The sequence below is a fragment of the Paraburkholderia sp. GAS32 genome (assembly GCF_050434225.1).
Classification (GTDB): Bacteria; Pseudomonadota; Gammaproteobacteria; order Burkholderiales; family Burkholderiaceae; genus Paraburkholderia; species Paraburkholderia madseniana.
The window spans coordinates 14,391-32,418 of record NZ_JBNPVS010000072.1; the positions used below are offsets into that span (position 1 = coordinate 14,391).

Here is an 18,028-nt window from a genome sequence, read left to right on the forward strand (position 1 = left end):
CCGTGCGCCGGCCAGCGGATTCGCTATCGAGTCACGCTGCGAGCCTACTCGGTATAGTGGATATGAACGTCATGAATCGTGCCGTTGAAGACAAAAGGCGTCTTGTCGAAAAAGTCCAGCGACACCGGCGAACCATGATCCGCGCCGACTTCGAAAGCTCCGTTCGCGCTAAACGCGAACGGCACCGTGTAGGGAACGCGCCCTTTTGCAACAGGCTTGCCATTGACGCTCAACGCGACGTCGGCTGCCGCAGCCCGCCCGCCGCCCGCCATCGTGAAATCAATCTCGATGACGTTGTGTCCCGCCTGCAGCTTCTCCGGCGCCTGGATGCGCGTGCGCACCAGCGACTCTCCGTTGTATTCGTACACGAGGTGACCGTCCTTCACATAGAGCGCGACGCCGCCGCCTGTATCGCCGAGCGAAAAGAGCACGCCATTGGCTTGAGGTGGAACGTCCACGTCCACAGTCACGCGGTGATTGCGCGAACGGATATTCGGTGCGGCGAACTCCGGGAGGCTGCCTATGTCGGGAGTAAAATGAAAGTCCGTCCTGCCGTCGTCGCCCGGGCGATCGTTGGGATGCAGCACGGCATAAAACGGCGCTCCGATCGGGTAGACGTGGTTGTCCCTGGCATCCTGGTCAAACAGCTTCTTCAGTTCGGCCAGCTTTTCCGGATGCGCGTCGGCCACATCCGTCGACTGCGAATAATCCTTCTCCAGTTCGTACAGCGCCCATTTGTCTTTGTCGGGATTCCACTTCAGCCAACCGAGTTTGTCCCCAATTACAGGTTTGCCGAGCAGGAATGCCAGCTTTCCCTGCGGGGTCAGCAAATCGGCAAAGTCCGCTTTCCAGGGTGTACGCGGCCCAAAGACCGAAGCGATCCAACCGTCCGCGTATTCGGCGCGACTGCCAAGTACCTCGAAGTATTGGTGCTTTTTGTGGGTCGGCGCGTTCGCATTGGTAAAACTGTCGGCGAAACTCATTCCGTCGAGCGGTTCCTGCTTGCGGCCATTCACGACTTCGGGCGGGGCAATCCCGTCCACGTCATAGATGGTGGGCGCGATGTCGTTAACGTGCAAAAACTGGCTGCGCACCACGGTATCGTGCCGGAACCCCTTGGGCCAGGACACTGCCAGGGGCACCCGCGTTCCTCCGAAATATCCCGCCACCAGCTTGGTGCCGACAAAGGGTGTTTCGCTGGCCCATGCCCAGGCAGCACTGTAGTGCTCGTGGAGCTTCGGACCGCCAAGCGCATCCAGGCCACCGTGGTACTTGTTCAGCGCGTCCATGTGCTGACGGACCGTAGTCGGAATACCGTTTGTCGCAATTAATTCGTTGATCGAGCCTTGCATGCCCTCCGCCGAGGCGCCGTTGTCCGAGAACACGTAGAAGATCAGCGTGTTGTCCCGCAGGCCCAACCGTTCAAGTTCGTCAACGACCTTGCCCGCCTGGGTATCCGTGTGTTCCAGGAACCCGGCATAAACCTCCATCAGCCGTGCCTGAAACTTCTTCTCTTCCGGGCTCAGGCTGTCCCACGCCGGCAGATCGGCCGGCCGCGGTGTCTGCTTCGTATCGGCTGGAATCCAGCCAAGCTGTTTCTGCCGTTCGAAGGCACGCGCTCGATACGCGTCCCACCCACTGTCGAACTTGCCCTTGTACCTGTCAGCCCATTCCTTCCAGACCTGGTGCGGGGCATGCACGCCGCCCGGCGCCCAGTACATGAAAAACGGCTTGTTCGGCTCGAGGGCCTGATGTTGATCAAGCCAGGTGACGGCCTGCCTGGCCAGGTCTTCCGACAAGTGGTATTTGGGATCGTTCGGCACCGGCAAGGGCGTGGTATCGCTGTACAGGTGCGGGTGATACTGGTCGCTTTCGCCTCCGATAAATCCATAGAAGTGCTCGAAACCGTAGCTGGTGGGCCAGTGGCTGAACGGCCCCATCGCCGAGGTTTCTCTAGGCGGGGTGTTATGCCATTTCCCGAACGCCGCCGTGTTATAGCCATAGTCATTCAGCACCTCCGCCATCGTGGCGCAACTCTTGGGCATGACGCCGGTATAGCCGTCGAAGTCGGTCATCAATTCGCTGATGCTCCCGTTGCCGACGCGATGATGATTGCGGCCGGTCAGCAACGCGGCTCGCGTTGCTGAGCTGATGGCGGTGGCGTGAAAGCGGTTGTACATGATGCCTGTTTGCGCGATCCGGGCGAAAGTCGGGGTGTGAATTTCGCCACCGATCACATCGGATTGGGCAAAGCCGGCATCGTCGAGCATGATGACGAGCACATTCGGCGCTCCAGCACGCAGATGCGATGGCTCTTGCCGCCAATTGTGCGTCGAGTTGTCCAGCGATGTGCCCGCCACGCTCGCGCTGGGGGGGCGGGGAAACGGCAGTTCGCCGCCCGTGGCGCCGGCCTGCGCAGTAAGACTGCCGCCCAGAGCCAGCACGCCCATCGACAGCATGCTGAAGCGAGGGAGATAGTTGCGCGGAGAGCGCTCGTTCATTGCGCGATTCTCCATTTGTTCAGCGTTAGTCATCCGTCTTGATCTCCAAAAACACTTTCGCTTCAGCACGCCGGTCCGGCAACGCCCTCGGCACACGCGGCTGTGTCGAGTGCCGTCGCATTGATGTCGACCAGGATCAGGTTCGCCCCACAGCGCGCAAAGGCCAGTGCCGTTTCGTAGCCGATGCCGGACGAAGCCCCCGTCACGAGAACCTGCTTGCCCTTGGGTAATGAAACTGCCATGTCATCTCCTGGACAACTGTGTCGACTCGTCCGCCTGCGAATGGGCCGACCGACTGGTTAGAGAATTGGCAGGGTCGACAACATGCTCGACGCGCTCCACCCATCTCGTTCCGCGCCGTGCCTGCACCTGACAAAAAGGCTCGAGGTGCAAGACGCATCGTAGAATACTGTGTGTTCGTTCGTTGCGAAATCGGTCGGACGTGCAACCACACACGCCCGACTTCGAAGCGACATTGCGTGCGTCAGAACGTGTGACGCATGCCGATGTTCACGGCGGTAGTTGACGTTCCGGCAGGCACGAACTGGCCGTAGCTGATCATCGTGCCCATCTTCCCCTTGTTATCGACGTAGCCCACCTGAGCATAGAGCGTCGTCGATTTCGACAGAGAGTAGTAGCCACCCCCGGCGACCTCGGTGGACTTGTTGGCCGAGTTGTTCCGGTCTTTCAGGTAGTACACGCCGCTCGTGACCTGAAACGCAGGGGTGAACTGATAGCCAAGGCCAGCCGAATACATGTCAAGGTTCACCAGATTCGAATGCGCCGGGTTCTTGCCGTTGGCATACGAAGCGGACACGGAAAAGTCGTGAATCGTGTACAGCGCGCCAAAATAGGCGAAGCGATTGTTGTTGACTCCGGTCGGCGGCGTCGTTGCTGTAGGACTGGGATTGGTATCGTGGCCGTTGTAGTAGAGCGCCGTAAGGTGGAGCCCGTAGTTCGCGTACTTCAAGACGGCCGACTCTCGCGTGCCGCCCTGGAAGCTGCCGGGCACGCCTCCTGGAGCGTATTCCAGCGAAGCGCTTGCACCGTAAAAATTGGGCGACTGGTAGACGATCGCGTTGCTGTCGTACAAGGCGCCGATCGGCCCGTTAGTGCTGGCGAAGTTGAAGCCCGCGGCCTGGTTCATGCCAATCCATGCGGTGAAGATACTGCCGAAGTAGTCGCCTCCACGGACGTCGGTCTCCGCCATAGCCAGCGCCATCGGCGCGAATTGCCGGCCCATGGTGACCGATCCAAACGGACCGGAGAGGCCGACGGATGACACCATGTTGAAAATCGAGTTTGCGCCGGCCGTGTCGCCAAGACCTACCTTCCCGTTGCCGTTCATGAACGAACTTTGCAGACGGAAGTTAACCGCGTAACCGCCGCCAATATCCTCGGTCCCTTTCATGCCCCAAAAGCTCGCGTAGATCCCTCCGTTGTTGAAGGCAAAAACTTTTCCCTGGTTTTTCGCCCCCGGGATGGGCGCGGCAACCGACTTATTCTGATACAGCAGGCCCGAATCTATCGCGCCGAACAGCGTCACGGAGGACTGCGCGTGCGCAGCCCCTGCGAATGCCAGAAGTGCCGCCGCACCCACCAACTTCATCTTCATTTCGTCTCCTATACTGGTTTTTGCTTGATATGAACTGCAAGTCTTGCTGCTCGAAACTGCATCGAAGACGTCGTCGCGTGGCACTATGCCGTCAAAAAATAGTCCTGAAATTGATCACGCAACCTATTCTTCAACACCTTTCCTGTGGCGCCGAGCGGCACGCTGTCGATGAATACGACCGCGTCCGGCCTGGCCCATCTGGCGACCTTGCCTTCGAAGAACGCCAGCAACTCGTCACCGACAACCGCACTGCCAGGCTTTCTCACGACGAGGAGCAGCGGGCGCTCATCCCATTTGCGGTGCCGCGCGCCGATGCAGACGGCGCTGGCCACGTCCGGGTGCTGGCTTGCGACGTTCTCGATAGCGATCGAACTGATCCACTCGCCGCCAGATTTGATGACGTCCTTTGCGCGGTCGGTGATTTGCATGAAGCCGTCGGTGTCGATCTTCGCGATGTCGCCGGTCGGGAACCAGCCATCACGATGGGCAGGCGCCTCGGCGCTGCCGAAATAGGAATCGACGACCCATGGTCCGCGCACCATTAGTTCGCCGGTGGAGGCGTTGTCCCAAGGCATCTCCTGACCGTCGTCCCCGACAATCTTCATGTCGATGCCGAACACAGCGCGGCCCTGTCTGGCCTGTATCGCCACCCGCTCATCGGGCGGCATCGAAATTTGACACGGCTTGAGCGAACAGACTGTGCCCAGCGGACTCAATTCGGTCATGCCCCACGCGTGGAGAACGTCGACGCAGTGAACTTCCTGGAACTCCGCAATCATGGCCGGGGGGCACGGAGCGCCGCCGATCACCGTGCGCCTCATCGAGGAGAAGATGTGTTGATGTTCATTGACGTAGGCAAGCAGGCCCTGCCAGACCGTCGGCACCCCGGCTGACATCGTGACGCCTTCGGATTCGATCAATTCGTACAGCGATTCGCCCTTCAGCCAGGGACCCGGGAACACAAGCTTTGCGCCAACCATGCAGGCGACATACGGCAAGCCCCACGCGTTCACGTGGAACATCGGCACGACTGGCAGGATCGTGTCCCAAGCAGAGCAGCTCAGCGCGTCAGGCAGCGCGGTCGCGAAGGTGTGCAACACCGTAGAACGGTGGCTGTACAGCACACCTTTCGGACTGCCTGTCGTACCGGAGGTATAGCAAAGCGACGAGGCATCGTTCTCGTCGAGATCTGGCCATTCGAAGTCGTCGTCGCAAGCGTCGATCAGATCCTCATAGCACAGCACCGGCTCCGGCAATTCGCAAGGCGGCGTATATGTGCCGTCCGTCATCGCCACGAACACCATCGGTTTCGTCAAACGAGGGGCGATCGCCTGCACGACCGGCAGCAGATCGACCTCGAAGAAAAGGATGCGATCTTCTGCGTGTTCGATCATGTACACGATCTGATCGAGATGCAGCCGCGGGTTGAGCGTATGCAACACAGCACCCGAGCCGGATACCGCGTAGTACAGCTCCATGTGCCGATAACCGTTCCACGCCAGCGTGGCGACCCGGTCGCCGGAGAGTACGCCAAGCCCCGCCAGTGCATTCGCCATGCGCCGCGCGCGTTGCGCAAGATCGCGATAGCGATAGCGATGAATGTCCCCCTCTACACGCTTCGAGACAATTTCCCGCTCGCCGTGATGCCGCTCGGCGTGCATAAGCAACGTCGAGACAAGCAACGGCTGCTGCATCATTAGGCCCTTCATCTGATATTCCCGGTCAGTGACTATGACCGCCATCATCCGCGGGCTCGCGGCGTCGAACGACATCCGGAGTCGACATCGGCAGGTCACTTCGAGACATGTCAGGGAAAGTCCTGAGACGAGCCTGCGAGGGCGGGCAAATCGCGTCGGGGATAGCCATGTGGCGCTGACATGTGTGAGCGCGAGCGGAGCGGCATCTCTACGAGAAGCGCGTTACGTAGACGACCGGAGAAGCGAGCATCGGCGAGACCGCTGCTCGCCGGCTCGGTTGCGCGCGTGTCCGACGCAGGTCAAGAAATCAAATCGGGACTGGAGATTGCGCAAGTCTCGCCTGGAACCCAGACTGTGCAGCATCCAGTTCGCGCACCAACCGGACGATCTACGGTATTTACTTGCGACTCCGTAGTTTGGCAACATGCGCGCGATCGAAGTCGTCGAGCACTACCCTCACGACCCAATATTCATCTCGACCTCGAAAGACTCGTTCGCATCGTTGACTATCCGGCTATGATCTTCGGTTGAGGCTCGCCAATCGATATCCGCGGCCGACATACCCATATCATCTCTGGACACCCAGGGATTTCCATTATGTCGACCATGTCGCTACAGCATTTTGCTCAGAGACATCCCCAATCTTTCACAAGCGGCATTCATGGAATACCATTTCAAAAATGGGGATGAAGCAACAAATGACTTCGGCATCGCAAAAGCGTATTCCAGCGCGTTATTTCGTATTACTTTTAAATGCACTGCGTGCGCAGGGCGTGGATGCGACGCGCCTGCTGTCCGCCGCAGGGATCGACGAAACAGCTTTCAATCGGCGCGACAACACGCTGTCAATGACCGAGGTGAACGCCTTTGTCCGGGTAGCCCATGAACTCACCGGTCGGGACGATCTCGGTTTCGAACTCGGTCGGCTCGTCAAGATGAACTCGCACGACCTGCTTGGCTACGGACTGCTCAGTTGCCATACCCCGCACGAAGCAATGTGCATGGCGAGCCGGCATCAGCACTTGATGCTAGAGACCTTTGCTCTGCACTACCAGCGTCGACCCGGATCGCCAGGCGAAGCGACCTACACGCCGACGATCGCGATGCCCGAAGCGACCCTGCGGTTCCAACTTGAAGCGTTGGCCATCGCACTTCAGAATCAGGTGCGACTGATGCTTGGCGCCGACGTTCCGGCCTTTGATATTTACCTGTCGATGCCGGAACCCGCACACGTCCAACGCTATCGTGCATTGGCGCCCATACGCTTTCATTTTTGCGAGAATGCGTTGCCCGGCGTTCGCGTCGTGATGGGTGCCGAGCTGCTGGATAGACCTCTGCCGATGGGCAACGCGCAGGTCGTCCAGCAAGTCGATGAGCAGTGCAGCCTGCTGGGCAGGCGCCCCGCAACCGGCCATTTTGGCTGGGGGGAATACGTAGAGATGGTGCTGCGCGCAGCTGAGGGCGAGCAGGTGACGCTGGAAGATCTCGCACGCCGCCTCAATGTATCCGCGCGAACGATAGACCGCCATCTGAAGTCAGAAGACCTGGCATTTCGCGACCTGTCGGACAAAGTGCGGTTTGAACGAGCCTGTGAACTGCTCCGCACCCCCGGTGTGACGATCAAACAAGTGGCATTGAAGCTCGGCTTCAGCGACACGGGAAATTTCAGGCGCGCGTTTCGACGCGTAGTCGGCGTCACTCCAACCGAATACTTGAATAGCAACGGACAACCGTTCGCGGCATAGTCGACCTCCGCATTCCACTCACAGCATCCTTGGATGCCCCCGCTTGACCCGCGGCCTTGACTGCCACGCGGGAACCGCGTGGCAGTCAACCCGGTTTGTAGCGTAGGAAAGTGCGCTCCACACGTCACCGCAGAAATAGTTTGTGTCACCCAACACCGTGGACGAGGCGCAAGTCGGCGGGCAGCACTGTGTACGTGAGTCGATTGCGTATGTGTGGTTCCCGAAAACTCGAAGTTTGTGATTCTGTTGCTCGTCTGGGCAATTCACCTCACTCTGGCATTCCTGGCCGTGTTGTCACCCATCGGATCAGCTTGCGCTCGATCAGCACGCGGCGCAGGCTCTTGCCAGAGCAGCGGGCGTGGAATCCCGTCGCCGAAGGCGACACGGCGGCTGGGCAGCGCCGGCCTATTGCCCGAGATGGGAGAGCACGATCTGCGCTGGCGCGCGCGAGATCTGCATCAGCCCTTCGAGCGGGTGGGCGATGTCCTCGATCAGGAAAATAGCGCCGGACACCGATAGCGCACAGACGAAAAGCGTCGCAATAGCAGTTCGGATGTTGGCGCTGACCAGTCCGAAACCGGCGAAGAGGATACCAAGCCACAGCACTAGCACCGCCATGAATGGCGCTGGAATCGCGCCCTGCCCCGGCCGGATCAGCATCCAGTGCGTTTTCGCCAGGTCGTGACTGCGGGCGAGAGCCTCCGATTGAAGCATGCGCTGCATGTCGTTTCGTGGTGCCAGCTCCCGAAGCTTTTGCTGAAATTGCACCACGTGCGCCAAGCTCTCCGGCGCGTCCACGTTGGCCTTCCCGGTACCTCCCCCGGAATAAAACAGATCCACTGCTGAGGCGTAGGTGCGGTGCAGGACCTCGCGGGCGTCCTTCGCCTCCGGACCATAATCGGCCAGCGTGTCATCGAGCATGATGACCGTAGCGGCCGTCTCCGTGAACTCGTCGTTGAGCCGGTCGAAAGAAACCTTTGCCGAGGCGATCAGAAGACCAAGGACGAGAGCGGCGAGCGTCGCCATCAGGCCGGCCCCCAGCTTCACGATGGCAGTCGAATCCTCGCTCAGGTGATGGTCGGGAAGGAACGAACGAAGAGACAGGCCGAGCATCCCGCAACCGAAGACGCACACAAACACGATCAAGGCGACTACCAATGTGCTCACGATTGACCCCTGCGGTTTGACTGGAAGCAGCCCTCATGCACGGCTGCTGTTGTGAACCAAGTACAACGCTTTGCGATTTCCTACATTTTCGGAAAGCAGCGGGGCTTGAACCAGGACGCGCAACACCTACCGGCTGCCGCGACTGGCATGCCGTGCACTACTCAGCTTTGCAAGTTGGCCTCCAATTTGTCTCCGCTTGCTGTGCCTCAAGGCGCTGGCACCACGCGGTAGTAAACGCCGTTCGCGCCGTAGGCGGGCTGGAACCACGCATTACCGCACAGGTAGTATGTGCCGCCCTGAACTGCGGGCCTTATGCAGCCTGCCGGTAGCGCCGCGTAGATCGCACCCATGGCGAACGTCGTACTGACGGGTGCGGGTGCAGGCGGGGCTGTCGTTGCCCCAGCGACATAGCCTGCGTTGTAAGCGTTCGATGCCGCTGCGTTCGTGTTGGCCGAAGCTATTGCCGCACCCGCCGCAACACCGACAGCTACGCCCGCTGCGGCTGCGCCCGCGGTGGACCAGCCGCCGCAGTTGTAGCAGCTGGATCCGTAATTGTTCACCGCGACCGGAGGATGGTAAGCGGGGTACCTGGCGCCGTAATAAGCACTATGGTAAGCGGTCGCACCCGAGGCGCTCGTGTAGCTCGTATAACCTGAGCCGGCAGCATGGTACGCCGAACCGCCATACGCGTTGGTGGCGCTGGTGCCCTGGCCATAGGTGTGAGTCGCACTCCCCCCGTAGCGATTGGTAGCGGTCGTCTGTCCCGATCCTTGCACGTGCGTTGCGGTGTCGCCATAGCGGCCGGTCGCTGTCGTGCCCTGGCCGTAGGTGTGCGTTTCGCTGCCGCCCGCAGCGTCGGTGCGCGTTGTCGACCCTGAACCGGGCGCGTGTGACGTGCTACCTCCGTAAGCGTTAGCATGCGACCACGCGCCGGCAGGACCCGCTGCCAGCGCCGGGATGAGAAGACCCACCAGACGGATGACGACTTTCTTCATGATGCGTCTCCTCATTGAGTCTTGGCAGGTTTGGTTTTCGGTGGCGGCTTCATTCCAGGCGCATCGCTCGCGTCCGGACGCGCGAACGCAATGCGGGCCGCGCCGGCTGCTTTGGCGGTATTAAAGGTATCCGCCGGAATGGCGGGATCCAGTTGCCAGTCGGAGAGTTCCAGTACATGGCGCAACTGGGCATGATCATTGAGGTAAATGGCGTAAATACGGCGCGGAAGTTTGTCCTGAGCGCCGATCCAGACCTGTATGAACACATCCCCAGTGACATACGCCACCATGTCCGTTGTCGTGCCGCCGACCACGTTCGATTGACCGACGTAGAAAGCGATCTTCAGTCCGTCGGCGATGTCCTTGTAGGGATCCGCGACGATTACATCGCTAAACGGGAAATAGATTGCGCCGGAATCAAAGGCCACCTGTAACGCAGCGTCGATGGTCGGGGGGGCGTCGGCGATGGCGACCAGGTTCTCCGACGGCGCGAATGCCGTCATGGTTCTGCCGTCGTAATAGAACTCTGACGGTGGCCCGTCGCCGGACGTGATGACCCTGAGCTTGTCCGGCCGCCGGACTGTTACTTCCGACCTGGTGGAATAGACGAGCGGTGGACCGAGGCGGCTCGGACTCTCATAGGAGACGACCGATGTGAACGACATCGACCTGGCGGCGGCAAGGCGGGCGCTCGCCGCCTTGAGGATGTCGATCGCGCGTGGCTCGAGTCCGGGCTGGAACGCCGGCGCGGCAACCTTCGCCGCCGGCCTGGCGGCCGCTTTCGGCGTGTGCTGTGTTTGCTGGGCGTTGCCGCTTGCAGCGAGGAAAACGCTCAGCACAACGATGGTTACACCCCACTTCAATTTCTCGCAGGTCATCGCGGCCTCGGTAAGTAACCCGGTTTCACGGCGTGCCCGACGACATCATGGAATCATGCCGCATTCAAACATCTTGTTGGCAATCGGCGCGGCCACCCTATTGATGAAAGCGGCACGCATCTGCGGATCGTCGCGCAGCATCTGCATGGCCTCCTGCTCTTTCTCGGGCTTGGGTCGCCCCTGTTTCTGGGCTCTCTCCTGCCACAGTTGCTCGCAGGACGATTGCTGGTACTTTTGAACGAGCTTGTCGGCGACCATGTCCATCATCGGGTATTGAGCGGTGGCGGCGTTCGCGAACAGCAACGCAGGTACCATCGCAAACCACAGGAGACGCTTGATCATGAGCTTGCCCTCCTTTCGTCAAAAAATGCGGCACTCGGGAAAGGTCCTGGGGTTATCGCGGCCCAAGGGATGGCCTGGTTCTTGATTTTTTCGGGCGCGTCGTCCGCGAACGCACGGTCAACCGTTTTCGCCTCTAAAATAGACTATGACACCAGCAGGGATGCGCATATTGGACCTTGGTCCAATATGGGCTCAATGAAACCCGTCGCTTGTCGCCTATGCGCGATTGATTCCTCCCGGATCCGGGGAGGAGTATTGGATCGCTAGACCCAACGTGGACGAACGGCGTCGCCAGTTCAGCCTCCGCTTTCGAGCTGTCCCAGGAAACCAATCAGTTCCATTTCGTGCAATGCCGTTTGCGTGAGCGACCGCGGTCGAATTGGGCGTTGTGATAGGTCAGCCCCCCAAGCACGGCGTGCTATTGTGTTTCACACTGGGTTTCGCGTCGGAAACACACGATTGAGTGACTATTCCGTCCCCGCCCAACGCAGATCTGACTGCAAGGCCAACCAGCGCCTATCTCCCCATGGTGACCAGCCTTACCATGGGAATCAATCGGACCTGCCTTCCCGGGAACTCTGCATGCTGCGGCATCCGGTGGATGCTGGCGAAGCCATCCACATCGGGAGAGGAACATGAGCAAGCTGACCGCGAGGATCAAGCATGAATTCATGGAGATACTACCGCCGACGATCTTCTTCTTCGTCATCCTCCACATCGTCTCGCTCGTTCGCGCGCTGACGACCTGGGGTACCGGCATCTCACTGCCGACGTCTACCTCCGTGACCATCGCCGCCCTGATTCTCGGCAAATCGGTGCTGGTCGCCAACCTGCTGCCGTTCATTAACCGGTTTCCCGAGAAGCCACTGATATGGAACGTCGGCTGGAAGACGGCGATTTACACCCTTGTGGCGTTGGTCGTGCACTACCTCGAACACCTGTACGACTACTGGAAGGAGGCTCCCGGTCTGGTTGCCGCCAACCATAAGTTGCTTGCCGAGTTCAGCTGGCCGCATTTTTGGGCCATCCAGATCCTGCTGGTGACGCTGATCGTCAACTACTGCGTGATCGCCGAGTTGGCCCGCGTGATTGGCCGCGACAAGCTCAAGGCGATGTTCTTCGGTCCCATGCCCACGAAGCCGACCGGGCAGACAGTTGGCTAGATTAGCTTCAGCCACGACACGACTGGGCCATCTGCATGGCGCCGGAGCCGAAGATCGCGCGGCGCATCACCCATAACGTGTCGATTCGCATTTCGAGTCCGATTACGAACATCATGAGCACGATGTCCAACTCGGAGAAATGCTGGATCGCGTCGACGTCGGTCACCAGCTTCAATACCCACGGGCCAATCATGACCCCTGCGACCAGATAGCCGAGCACGGAGCCGAAGCCGAGCCGGATGGCCAGTGGCGCCGCGATCAGGGCCGCCGCAAGACACATGACCACATCGATCAGCGGCTTTGCCATGCGACGTCCTCCTGGACGCAATGCGCCTCCAGCTGCAGCGGCCCTGCCGCGTTTCAGGGCGATGCGGTCGAGCGGATCGACGTGGAGATATCGCGGCTGATCGTGGCGAAGGCCCGGCTGTAAGCAGCCACCACCGCATCGTAGCCAGCGCCGGCACAGGGCTCGCGCACGGTGCTGCGACCGCTGAGCGGCGCACGTTTGCCGGGCGGCGACACCGACCACAACGCATCCACTGTGACCGCGTCGCCGAGCGTGGCGTCAAAGCGCTGGACGTCGATCTGCACGCGATAGACCGCAGTCGGATCGCCGGCCATCGGGTAGGCCGACACGCGCGGGCTGTTCAGTTCCTGTGCGACATCGGCGGCAATCACGCGCGGAATCTGGCTCTTCAACGAGTCCGCCCAGCGGGCGAATTCGTCGATCGTCACCTGATTGGCGCTGGCGCGAACCACCATCTGCGGCCGGTCGACAAGTTCGGGCACGGCGACCGAACCGATCAGGACCGTGATCGGCATAGCAGGAACTGTACTTTCGCCTGGCGCTTGCGGGCTTAGTGTGTAGAAGGTGGCCTTTTGCGAGGCACAACCAGCCAGCGCAACGACAGCCAGCGCGATTGCGAGGAGTAAGGATAAGCGCATCACTTGTTATCCCCTTGTTTGCCGCGAATCAGTGCCTCAGGATGACGTTCGAGGTAATCCGCCAGCGTGCGGAACGCCGCCGCGGTTCGCGCGAGTTCACGCATCGCATCGGTGGTGCCCTGCTGCAACTGCGAGTTCGGCTGCAACGCACCGTTCGCCGAGTCCAGCGCCGTCTGCGCGGCGGCAAGCGTATCCCGGGCTTGCGGCATCACCTCCGTGCGCAACTGTTTAAGAAGCGTATCCGCATCCGCTAACGTCTTTTGTGCGTCCTTGCCGATCCCTTCGAACGGGATCTTGTTCAGCTTGGCCACCAGACTGGTCACCGAATCCTGCAGCGATTGCAGTCCGCCAGGCACGGTCGGCATTTCCGGTGGGTTCGCGCTCCAGTTCACCCCGGCTTTCGGCGCAGCGGGGAAAAAGTCGAGCGCGACATACAGTTGTCCGGTCAACAGGTTGCCGGTTCGCAGCTGCGCGCGCATGCCGTGGGCGACCAGCCAATCCGCCATCTGCTGGCGATCCGATGACATCCTGCCTCCGGAGGGCTCGCCCGACTGGTAACGCGACGTGAAGCGCTCCGGATAAAAGCGCACCTCAACCGGAATGCTGAACTGCTTCGTGGCTTTATCGAAGCGTGTATAGATCGCTGCCACTTCGCCCACCACGATGCCGCGGAAGTCGACCGGTGCACCGACCGTCAAGCCTCGCACGGAGTCGTTAAAATTGAATACATAGGTATCCACGATGCGATCGTGGCGCTTCATCGCCTCCGTGCGATCATGAAACAGCATGAATTCGGTACGAACGGCGGCCTCGGCTTGATTGGTCGTCTCATCCGGCGTCTGAAACGCAAGGCCGCCGATCAGGATCGCGACCACCGATTGCGTGTTGACCTTGACGCCATCGGTACCCAGGGACACGTCGACGCCGCTTGCGTGCCAGAACCGCGTATCGTTCTGCACGTACTTGTCATAGGGCGCGTTGACGAAGACCCGCAGCGTGACACCCTTGCCGTCCGCGTCGAGTGAATACGAGGTGATCTGTCCGACCTGCAGGCGTCTGAAGAAGACCGGAGAGCCGATATCGAGCGAGCCCATATCATCGCTCTTCAGCACGAACTCCCGCCCGGGCACGCCGCTGGCGAAAACCGGCGGCGTCTCGAGTCCGACATAATCGGACCGCGACTTCGTCGAGGCGCCCAGATCCATGCCAATAAAGGAACCGGACAGAAGCGTACCGATGCCCGATACGGTGCCCCCGGAAATCCGCGGGCGCACGACCCAGAAGCGCGTGTCGTCGACCAGCATGCTTGAAGCGTCCTTGGTCAGTTCGGCCGTTGCGATGACGCCGCGGTGGTCTCTCGACAAGGTCACACTCTTGACCACGCCAATGTCGACGTTCTTGAATTTGATCTTGGTCTTACCCGCTTCGAGACCTTCGCCGGTCGCGAAGCTGATGGTGACCGTCGGCCCTTGCTCGAGGACGGCCTTCACGGCCAGCCAGCCGCCGATCAGCACCGCAATGATCGGCACCAGCCAGACGATCTGCATGCGCCAGCGCGAGCGTGGCGTGGCCACCGCTTCAGGAAGCTCGGGCGGCACGGGAGGTCTAGACATGATGATCCTCCGTCGCGTCCCAGATCAGGCGCGGGTCGAACGACATGGCCGCGAACATTGTCAGCACGACTACCGAGCCGAACGCAACCGCGGCGGGTCCCGCCTGAATCGTGGCCAGCGCGTTGAACTGCACGAGCGCGACCAGAATGGTGATGACGTAGATATCGAGCATCGACCAGCGGCCCACCAGCTCCACCAGCCGATAGATGCGGGTTCGTTGCTGCAGGAGCATGACCGAGCGTCGCTGCGTGGAGATTACGAGGTACATCAGCGCCAGTATCTTCAGCATCGGCACCGCGATGCTGGCGATGAAAACCACCGCGGCGAGCGGCCATGAACCCGAGGTCCAGAGATAGACCACTCCGCTCAGGATGGTGTCCTTCTCCGAGCCGAACAGCGAACTGGTGTTCATCACGGGCAGCGCATTCGCCGGGATATACAGCACGATGGCGGCAATCAGGAAGGCCCAGGTGCGCGCGATACTGTCGGGTTTGCGCGCATGCAGATGGGCGCCGCAGCGCGGACACGCGGCGCCGTGCACATGAGCCGTCGACTTCACCAGCAGACCACAGCTATGGCAGCTCAGCAGGCCGCAACGCAGCGCGGTATGGGCGGACGCGGCGGCGGCCGCCTCTGTCTTCGAGGCCGCATCGTCGAAGCTGCCCATGCGCCGCCAGAGTGCGTGTGGATCGAACGCGGAGCCGGCCGCCGCCAGCAGCAGCATGAGCGCGCCGAACGACCAGAGCGCGACACCAGGCACCACGCTCGCAATGTGCGCGAGCTTCACGAGAGCCACCAGCATGCCGAGGATCAGCACCTCGGTCATGCCCCACGGCTGCGCGAGATGCATCAGGCGAAACACAAAGTCTGCGTGATACGGGCGGCGGTTCAGTTGCAACGGCACCAGCAGATACGCCATCGCAGTCATTTGCATCAACGGCATCAGGAAAGTGGTAGCGAGCACCAGGCCCGCGATCGGCCACATGCCGTCTTTGTAGAGCACGCGAACCGCACCGAGCAACGTCGTCTCGACGAGATCGCCGTTCACTGCGAGTCCGACAATCGGATACAGATTGCTGATGAAGAACAGCACGACGCAGGTCAGCGTGAAAGCCAGCGCCCGGTCGGTGCTGTCGGGATGCGCGCGATAGAGTTCCGCGTGGCAGCGGCAGCAGCGCAGTGTGCCGTCGGGTGGCACCGCGGATTCGCGCTGCAGCAGATCGCATTCGTGGCAGGCGACGAGGGGAATCGGACCGGCCTCGTTTGTCTCGTTTGCCTCGTTTGTCGTGGCGGTGATCATTTAGGCTGCTCCGCGCCGGGCGCCGTGGTTGTCGGAGTCACTGACGGATTCGCTGGTGGAGTCCCTGACTGATCGCCAGCCTGACTGGCCACCTGTGCCACCGCCTTCTGCCCCATCACCCGCCCGGTCATCGCCTCGGCCTGCACAACCCAGCCGCCGCCCATCGCCTTGTAGAGACCGATCAGCGAGTTGAACACCAGACCGTTGGTCTGCGTGTAGCCAAGCTGCGCGTTGAACAAACTGCGCTCGGCATCCAGCACCTCGATATAGCTCGTATAACCGCCTTCGAAACGCAGCCGCGCGAGCCGCGCATAGGTGCGCAGCGAGTCCACCTGGCGTGCCTGCACGACCAGTTGCTCACGCGACTTCTGCAGCGCGATGAGCGCATCGTCGACTTCCTGGAAGGCGGTCTGGATAGCCTGCTGATACTGGATCAGCGCCTGTTGCTGCTGCGCCTCCGCCTGACTGACCTGACCGCTGATGCTGCCCGCCGTAAAGATCGGCACCGTCAGCGAACCGGCGTACGACCAGACACGCGCAGGCCCGGTGAACAGTTTCGAGAACTGTCCGCTCGTCGAGCCGAACAGACCGGTCAGCGAGATTTGCGGAAAATACAGCGCACGTGCGGCACCGATCAGGGCATTCGCGGCGACCAGGTTTTGCTCGGCCTGCAGCAGATCGGGACGGCGCTCGAGCAGATCGGACGGCAGACCGGCGGGTACCACGGGCTGCACCAGTTCGGTCAGCTCACGGCCGCGCAGTATCGGGCCAGGGTTGCGGCCGAGCAGTACCGACAACGCGTCTTCCTGCTGTGCGATCTGCGTTTCGAGTTGCGGAATCGTCGCGAGCGAAGCTTCATATTCGGACTGGCTTTGCGCGAGTTCCATCTGCGAGACATCGCCGCCGGAGAAACGCGCCTGGAAGACCCTGACCGATCCGGCACGGCTGTCGGTGGTCGCCTTGGCGATCGCCAGTTGCTGATCAAGATCGCGCAGATTGATGTAAGCGGTCGCCACCGAAGCAACCAGAGAGAGAATCGTCGCGCGACGGCCCTCCTCGCTCGCGAGCAGGCTTGCACGCGCCGATTCGGTCTCACGACGTACGCGCCCGAAAAGGTCCAGTTCCCACGCCACCGACAACGGCGCCGAAAACGCGTTGTAGACAGGACCGAAGCCCGCAGGCAAAGGAGTCGGCCCGGCCTGCGAAGCACGCTGGCGCGATGCGTCGAAACCGGCGTTGATCTGCGGAAACAGCCCCGAGCGCGTCGTCACGAACTGACCGAGAAACTGGTCGACGCGGGCCGCCGCGATCTTCACATCCTTGTTGTCCGTGAGCGCGGCCAGAATCAGATCGTTCAGAACGGGGTCCTGAAACTGTTCCCACCACGGCGTATTGGCGACCTCCGTGGTTTCACCGGCTTCGAAACGGAAGTTCGCGGGCGTCGCCACGTTCGGGCGCACGTAGTCAGGACCGAACAGGCAACCGCTCAATCCTGTTACGAGCAGCAACGCGGGCGCGAGACGCAGCCGGAACGGAGAGCCTCTCATGTCAGTCGCCCTCCCGTCGTGCGGACGGCGTGACAGTAGGACCACCGGAACCCGCCGGCGCAACCGGCCCTGCGCCATCTACCGCAGTTGACCCGCCGCTCGCTCCTGGCGTCTTCTTGCCGCCGCTCTTTTCCGACATGGTTTCGAGCACGTAGAAGAACATCGGAATGAAGAACACCGCGATCGCCGTCGCACCGAGCATGCCGCCGATCACACCGGTGCCGATCGAATGCCGGCTGTTGGCCGACGCGCCGAGCGCGATGGCAAGCGGCACGCAACCGAGAATGAACGCGAGCGAAGTCATCACGATCGGCCGCAAGCGTTCGGTTGCCGCCGTGACCGCCGCGTCGTATACCGACTCGCCCGCTTCGCGATTGAGCACCGCGAACTCGAAGATCAGAATCGCGTTCTTGGCGGCGAGCGCCACCAGCATGGTCAGGCCGATCTGGAAATACACGTCGTTTTCGAGGCCACGCAACAGAATCGCGAGCAGCGCCCCGAACAAGGCAAACGGCACCGC

16 protein-coding genes are annotated in these 18,028 nt (G+C 61.1%); 2 read left to right on the forward strand and 14 right to left on the reverse strand.

The window, feature by feature from the left end; genetic code table 11:
* Positions 1 to 44: 44 nt before the first annotated feature.
* The 4 genes from P3T25_RS45200 to P3T25_RS45215 all read right to left on the reverse strand — a co-directional run bounded on the left by P3T25_RS45200 (position 45) and on the right by P3T25_RS45215 (position 5,825).
* Complete coding sequence (locus P3T25_RS45200) at positions 45 to 2,459, reverse strand: sulfatase-like hydrolase/transferase (RefSeq protein ID WP_429363974.1); 2,415 nt, start codon at positions 2,457 to 2,459, stop codon at positions 45 to 47.
* 104 nt (positions 2,460 to 2,563) lie between these two features.
* Positions 2,564 to 2,743 carry an SDR family NAD(P)-dependent oxidoreductase gene (locus P3T25_RS45205; protein ID WP_429363976.1) on the reverse strand — a complete coding sequence of 60 codons (180 nt, stop codon included), beginning with the start codon at positions 2,741 to 2,743 and terminating at the stop codon, positions 2,564 to 2,566.
* 242 nt (positions 2,744 to 2,985) lie between these two features.
* Entirely contained in the window at positions 2,986 to 4,116 is a 1,131-nt protein-coding gene (locus P3T25_RS45210) for a porin (RefSeq protein ID WP_429364002.1), read from the reverse strand.
* An 83-nt stretch (positions 4,117 to 4,199) separates the two neighbouring features.
* A complete protein-coding gene (locus P3T25_RS45215; RefSeq protein ID WP_429363978.1) occupies positions 4,200 to 5,825 on the reverse strand; it encodes a 3-(methylthio)propionyl-CoA ligase in 1,626 nt (541 codons plus the stop codon).
* 674 nt (positions 5,826 to 6,499) lie between these two features.
* Between P3T25_RS45215 and P3T25_RS45220 the strand changes: the two genes are divergently transcribed.
* Positions 6,500 to 7,558: a helix-turn-helix domain-containing protein gene (locus P3T25_RS45220; protein ID WP_429363980.1), complete on the forward strand. Its 1,059-nt coding sequence runs from the start codon at positions 6,500 to 6,502 to the stop codon at positions 7,556 to 7,558.
* Between the two features lie 405 nt (positions 7,559 to 7,963).
* Here the strand turns inward: P3T25_RS45220 and P3T25_RS45225 are convergent, their stop codons facing one another.
* The 4 genes from P3T25_RS45225 to P3T25_RS45240 all read right to left on the reverse strand — a co-directional run bounded on the left by P3T25_RS45225 (position 7,964) and on the right by P3T25_RS45240 (position 10,940).
* On the reverse strand, positions 7,964 to 8,725 hold the full coding sequence (locus tag P3T25_RS45225) for a hypothetical protein (protein ID WP_429363982.1): 762 nt from the start codon (positions 8,723 to 8,725) through the stop codon (positions 7,964 to 7,966).
* 206 nt (positions 8,726 to 8,931) lie between these two features.
* On the reverse strand, positions 8,932 to 9,720 hold the full coding sequence (locus P3T25_RS45230; protein ID WP_429363984.1) for a hypothetical protein: 789 nt from the start codon (positions 9,718 to 9,720) through the stop codon (positions 8,932 to 8,934).
* An 11-nt stretch (positions 9,721 to 9,731) separates the two neighbouring features.
* On the reverse strand, positions 9,732 to 10,598 hold the full coding sequence (locus P3T25_RS45235; protein WP_429363986.1) for a DUF2092 domain-containing protein: 867 nt from the start codon (positions 10,596 to 10,598) through the stop codon (positions 9,732 to 9,734).
* A 45-nt stretch (positions 10,599 to 10,643) separates the two neighbouring features.
* Positions 10,644 to 10,940, reverse strand: coding sequence for a hypothetical protein (locus P3T25_RS45240; protein ID WP_429363988.1), 297 nt, complete (start codon positions 10,938 to 10,940; stop codon positions 10,644 to 10,646).
* 635 nt (positions 10,941 to 11,575) lie between these two features.
* On the opposite strand from P3T25_RS45240, the gene P3T25_RS45245 reads away from it, so the two are divergent.
* Positions 11,576 to 12,103, forward strand: coding sequence for a hypothetical protein (locus P3T25_RS45245; RefSeq protein WP_429363990.1), 528 nt, complete (start codon positions 11,576 to 11,578; stop codon positions 12,101 to 12,103).
* A gap of 7 nt (positions 12,104 to 12,110) precedes the next feature.
* Here P3T25_RS45245 and P3T25_RS45250 read toward each other — a convergent pair whose 3' ends face one another.
* The 6 genes from P3T25_RS45250 to P3T25_RS45275 all read right to left on the reverse strand — a co-directional run.
* On the reverse strand, positions 12,111 to 12,410 hold the full coding sequence (locus P3T25_RS45250; RefSeq protein ID WP_429363992.1) for a cation:proton antiporter: 300 nt from the start codon (positions 12,408 to 12,410) through the stop codon (positions 12,111 to 12,113).
* 53 nt (positions 12,411 to 12,463) lie between these two features.
* A complete protein-coding gene (locus P3T25_RS45255; protein WP_429364004.1) occupies positions 12,464 to 13,048 on the reverse strand; it encodes a PqiC family protein in 585 nt (194 codons plus the stop codon).
* Positions 13,048 to 14,661 (reverse strand): intermembrane transport protein PqiB, encoded by a 1,614-nt coding sequence (locus P3T25_RS45260; protein WP_429363994.1) that lies wholly within the window; start codon positions 14,659 to 14,661, stop codon positions 13,048 to 13,050. The genes P3T25_RS45255 and P3T25_RS45260 overlap by 1 nt, the downstream gene beginning before the upstream one ends.
* Positions 14,654 to 15,961, reverse strand: coding sequence for a paraquat-inducible protein A (locus tag P3T25_RS45265; protein WP_429363996.1), 1,308 nt, complete (start codon positions 15,959 to 15,961; stop codon positions 14,654 to 14,656). Before P3T25_RS45265 ends, P3T25_RS45260 begins: the two co-directional genes overlap by 8 nt.
* The gene (locus P3T25_RS45270) at positions 15,958 to 17,508 is read right to left on the reverse strand and encodes an efflux transporter outer membrane subunit (protein WP_429363998.1); all 1,551 of its coding nucleotides are present in this window, start codon (positions 17,506 to 17,508) and stop codon (positions 15,958 to 15,960) included. Before P3T25_RS45270 ends, P3T25_RS45265 begins: the two co-directional genes overlap by 4 nt.
* A gap of 1 nt (position 17,509) precedes the next feature.
* Positions 17,510 to 18,028, reverse strand: a 519-nt coding sequence (locus tag P3T25_RS45275) for an efflux RND transporter permease subunit (RefSeq protein ID WP_429364000.1), incomplete at its 5' end; no start/stop codon positions are given.

Bases quoted from the DNA above. Each gene is read 5' to 3' on its own strand.
- P3T25_RS45200 (WP_429363974.1), bottom strand. From the start codon at position 2,459: ATGCTGTCGATGGGCGTGCTGGCTCTGGGCGGCAGTCTTACTGCGCAG.
- P3T25_RS45205 (WP_429363976.1), bottom strand. From the start codon at position 2,743: ATGGCAGTTTCATTACCCAAGGGCAAGCAGGTTCTCGTGACGGGGGCT.
- P3T25_RS45210 (WP_429364002.1), bottom strand. From the start codon at position 4,116: ATGAAGATGAAGTTGGTGGGTGCGGCGGCACTTCTGGCATTCGCAGGG.
- P3T25_RS45215 (WP_429363978.1), bottom strand. From the start codon at position 5,825: ATGAAGGGCCTAATGATGCAGCAGCCGTTGCTTGTCTCGACGTTGCTT.
- P3T25_RS45220 (WP_429363980.1), top strand. From the start codon at position 6,500: ATGAAGCAACAAATGACTTCGGCATCGCAAAAGCGTATTCCAGCGCGT.
- P3T25_RS45230 (WP_429363984.1), bottom strand. From the start codon at position 9,720: ATGAAGAAAGTCGTCATCCGTCTGGTGGGTCTTCTCATCCCGGCGCTG.
- P3T25_RS45235 (WP_429363986.1), bottom strand. From the start codon at position 10,598: ATGACCTGCGAGAAATTGAAGTGGGGTGTAACCATCGTTGTGCTGAGC.
- P3T25_RS45240 (WP_429363988.1), bottom strand. From the start codon at position 10,940: ATGATCAAGCGTCTCCTGTGGTTTGCGATGGTACCTGCGTTGCTGTTC.
- P3T25_RS45245 (WP_429363990.1), top strand. From the start codon at position 11,576: ATGAGCAAGCTGACCGCGAGGATCAAGCATGAATTCATGGAGATACTA.
- P3T25_RS45250 (WP_429363992.1), bottom strand. From the start codon at position 12,410: ATGGCAAAGCCGCTGATCGATGTGGTCATGTGTCTTGCGGCGGCCCTG.
- P3T25_RS45255 (WP_429364004.1), bottom strand. From the start codon at position 13,048: ATGCGCTTATCCTTACTCCTCGCAATCGCGCTGGCTGTCGTTGCGCTG.
- P3T25_RS45260 (WP_429363994.1), bottom strand. From the start codon at position 14,661: ATGTCTAGACCTCCCGTGCCGCCCGAGCTTCCTGAAGCGGTGGCCACG.
- P3T25_RS45265 (WP_429363996.1), bottom strand. From the start codon at position 15,961: ATGATCACCGCCACGACAAACGAGGCAAACGAGACAAACGAGGCCGGT.
- P3T25_RS45270 (WP_429363998.1), bottom strand. From the start codon at position 17,508: ATGAGAGGCTCTCCGTTCCGGCTGCGTCTCGCGCCCGCGTTGCTGCTC.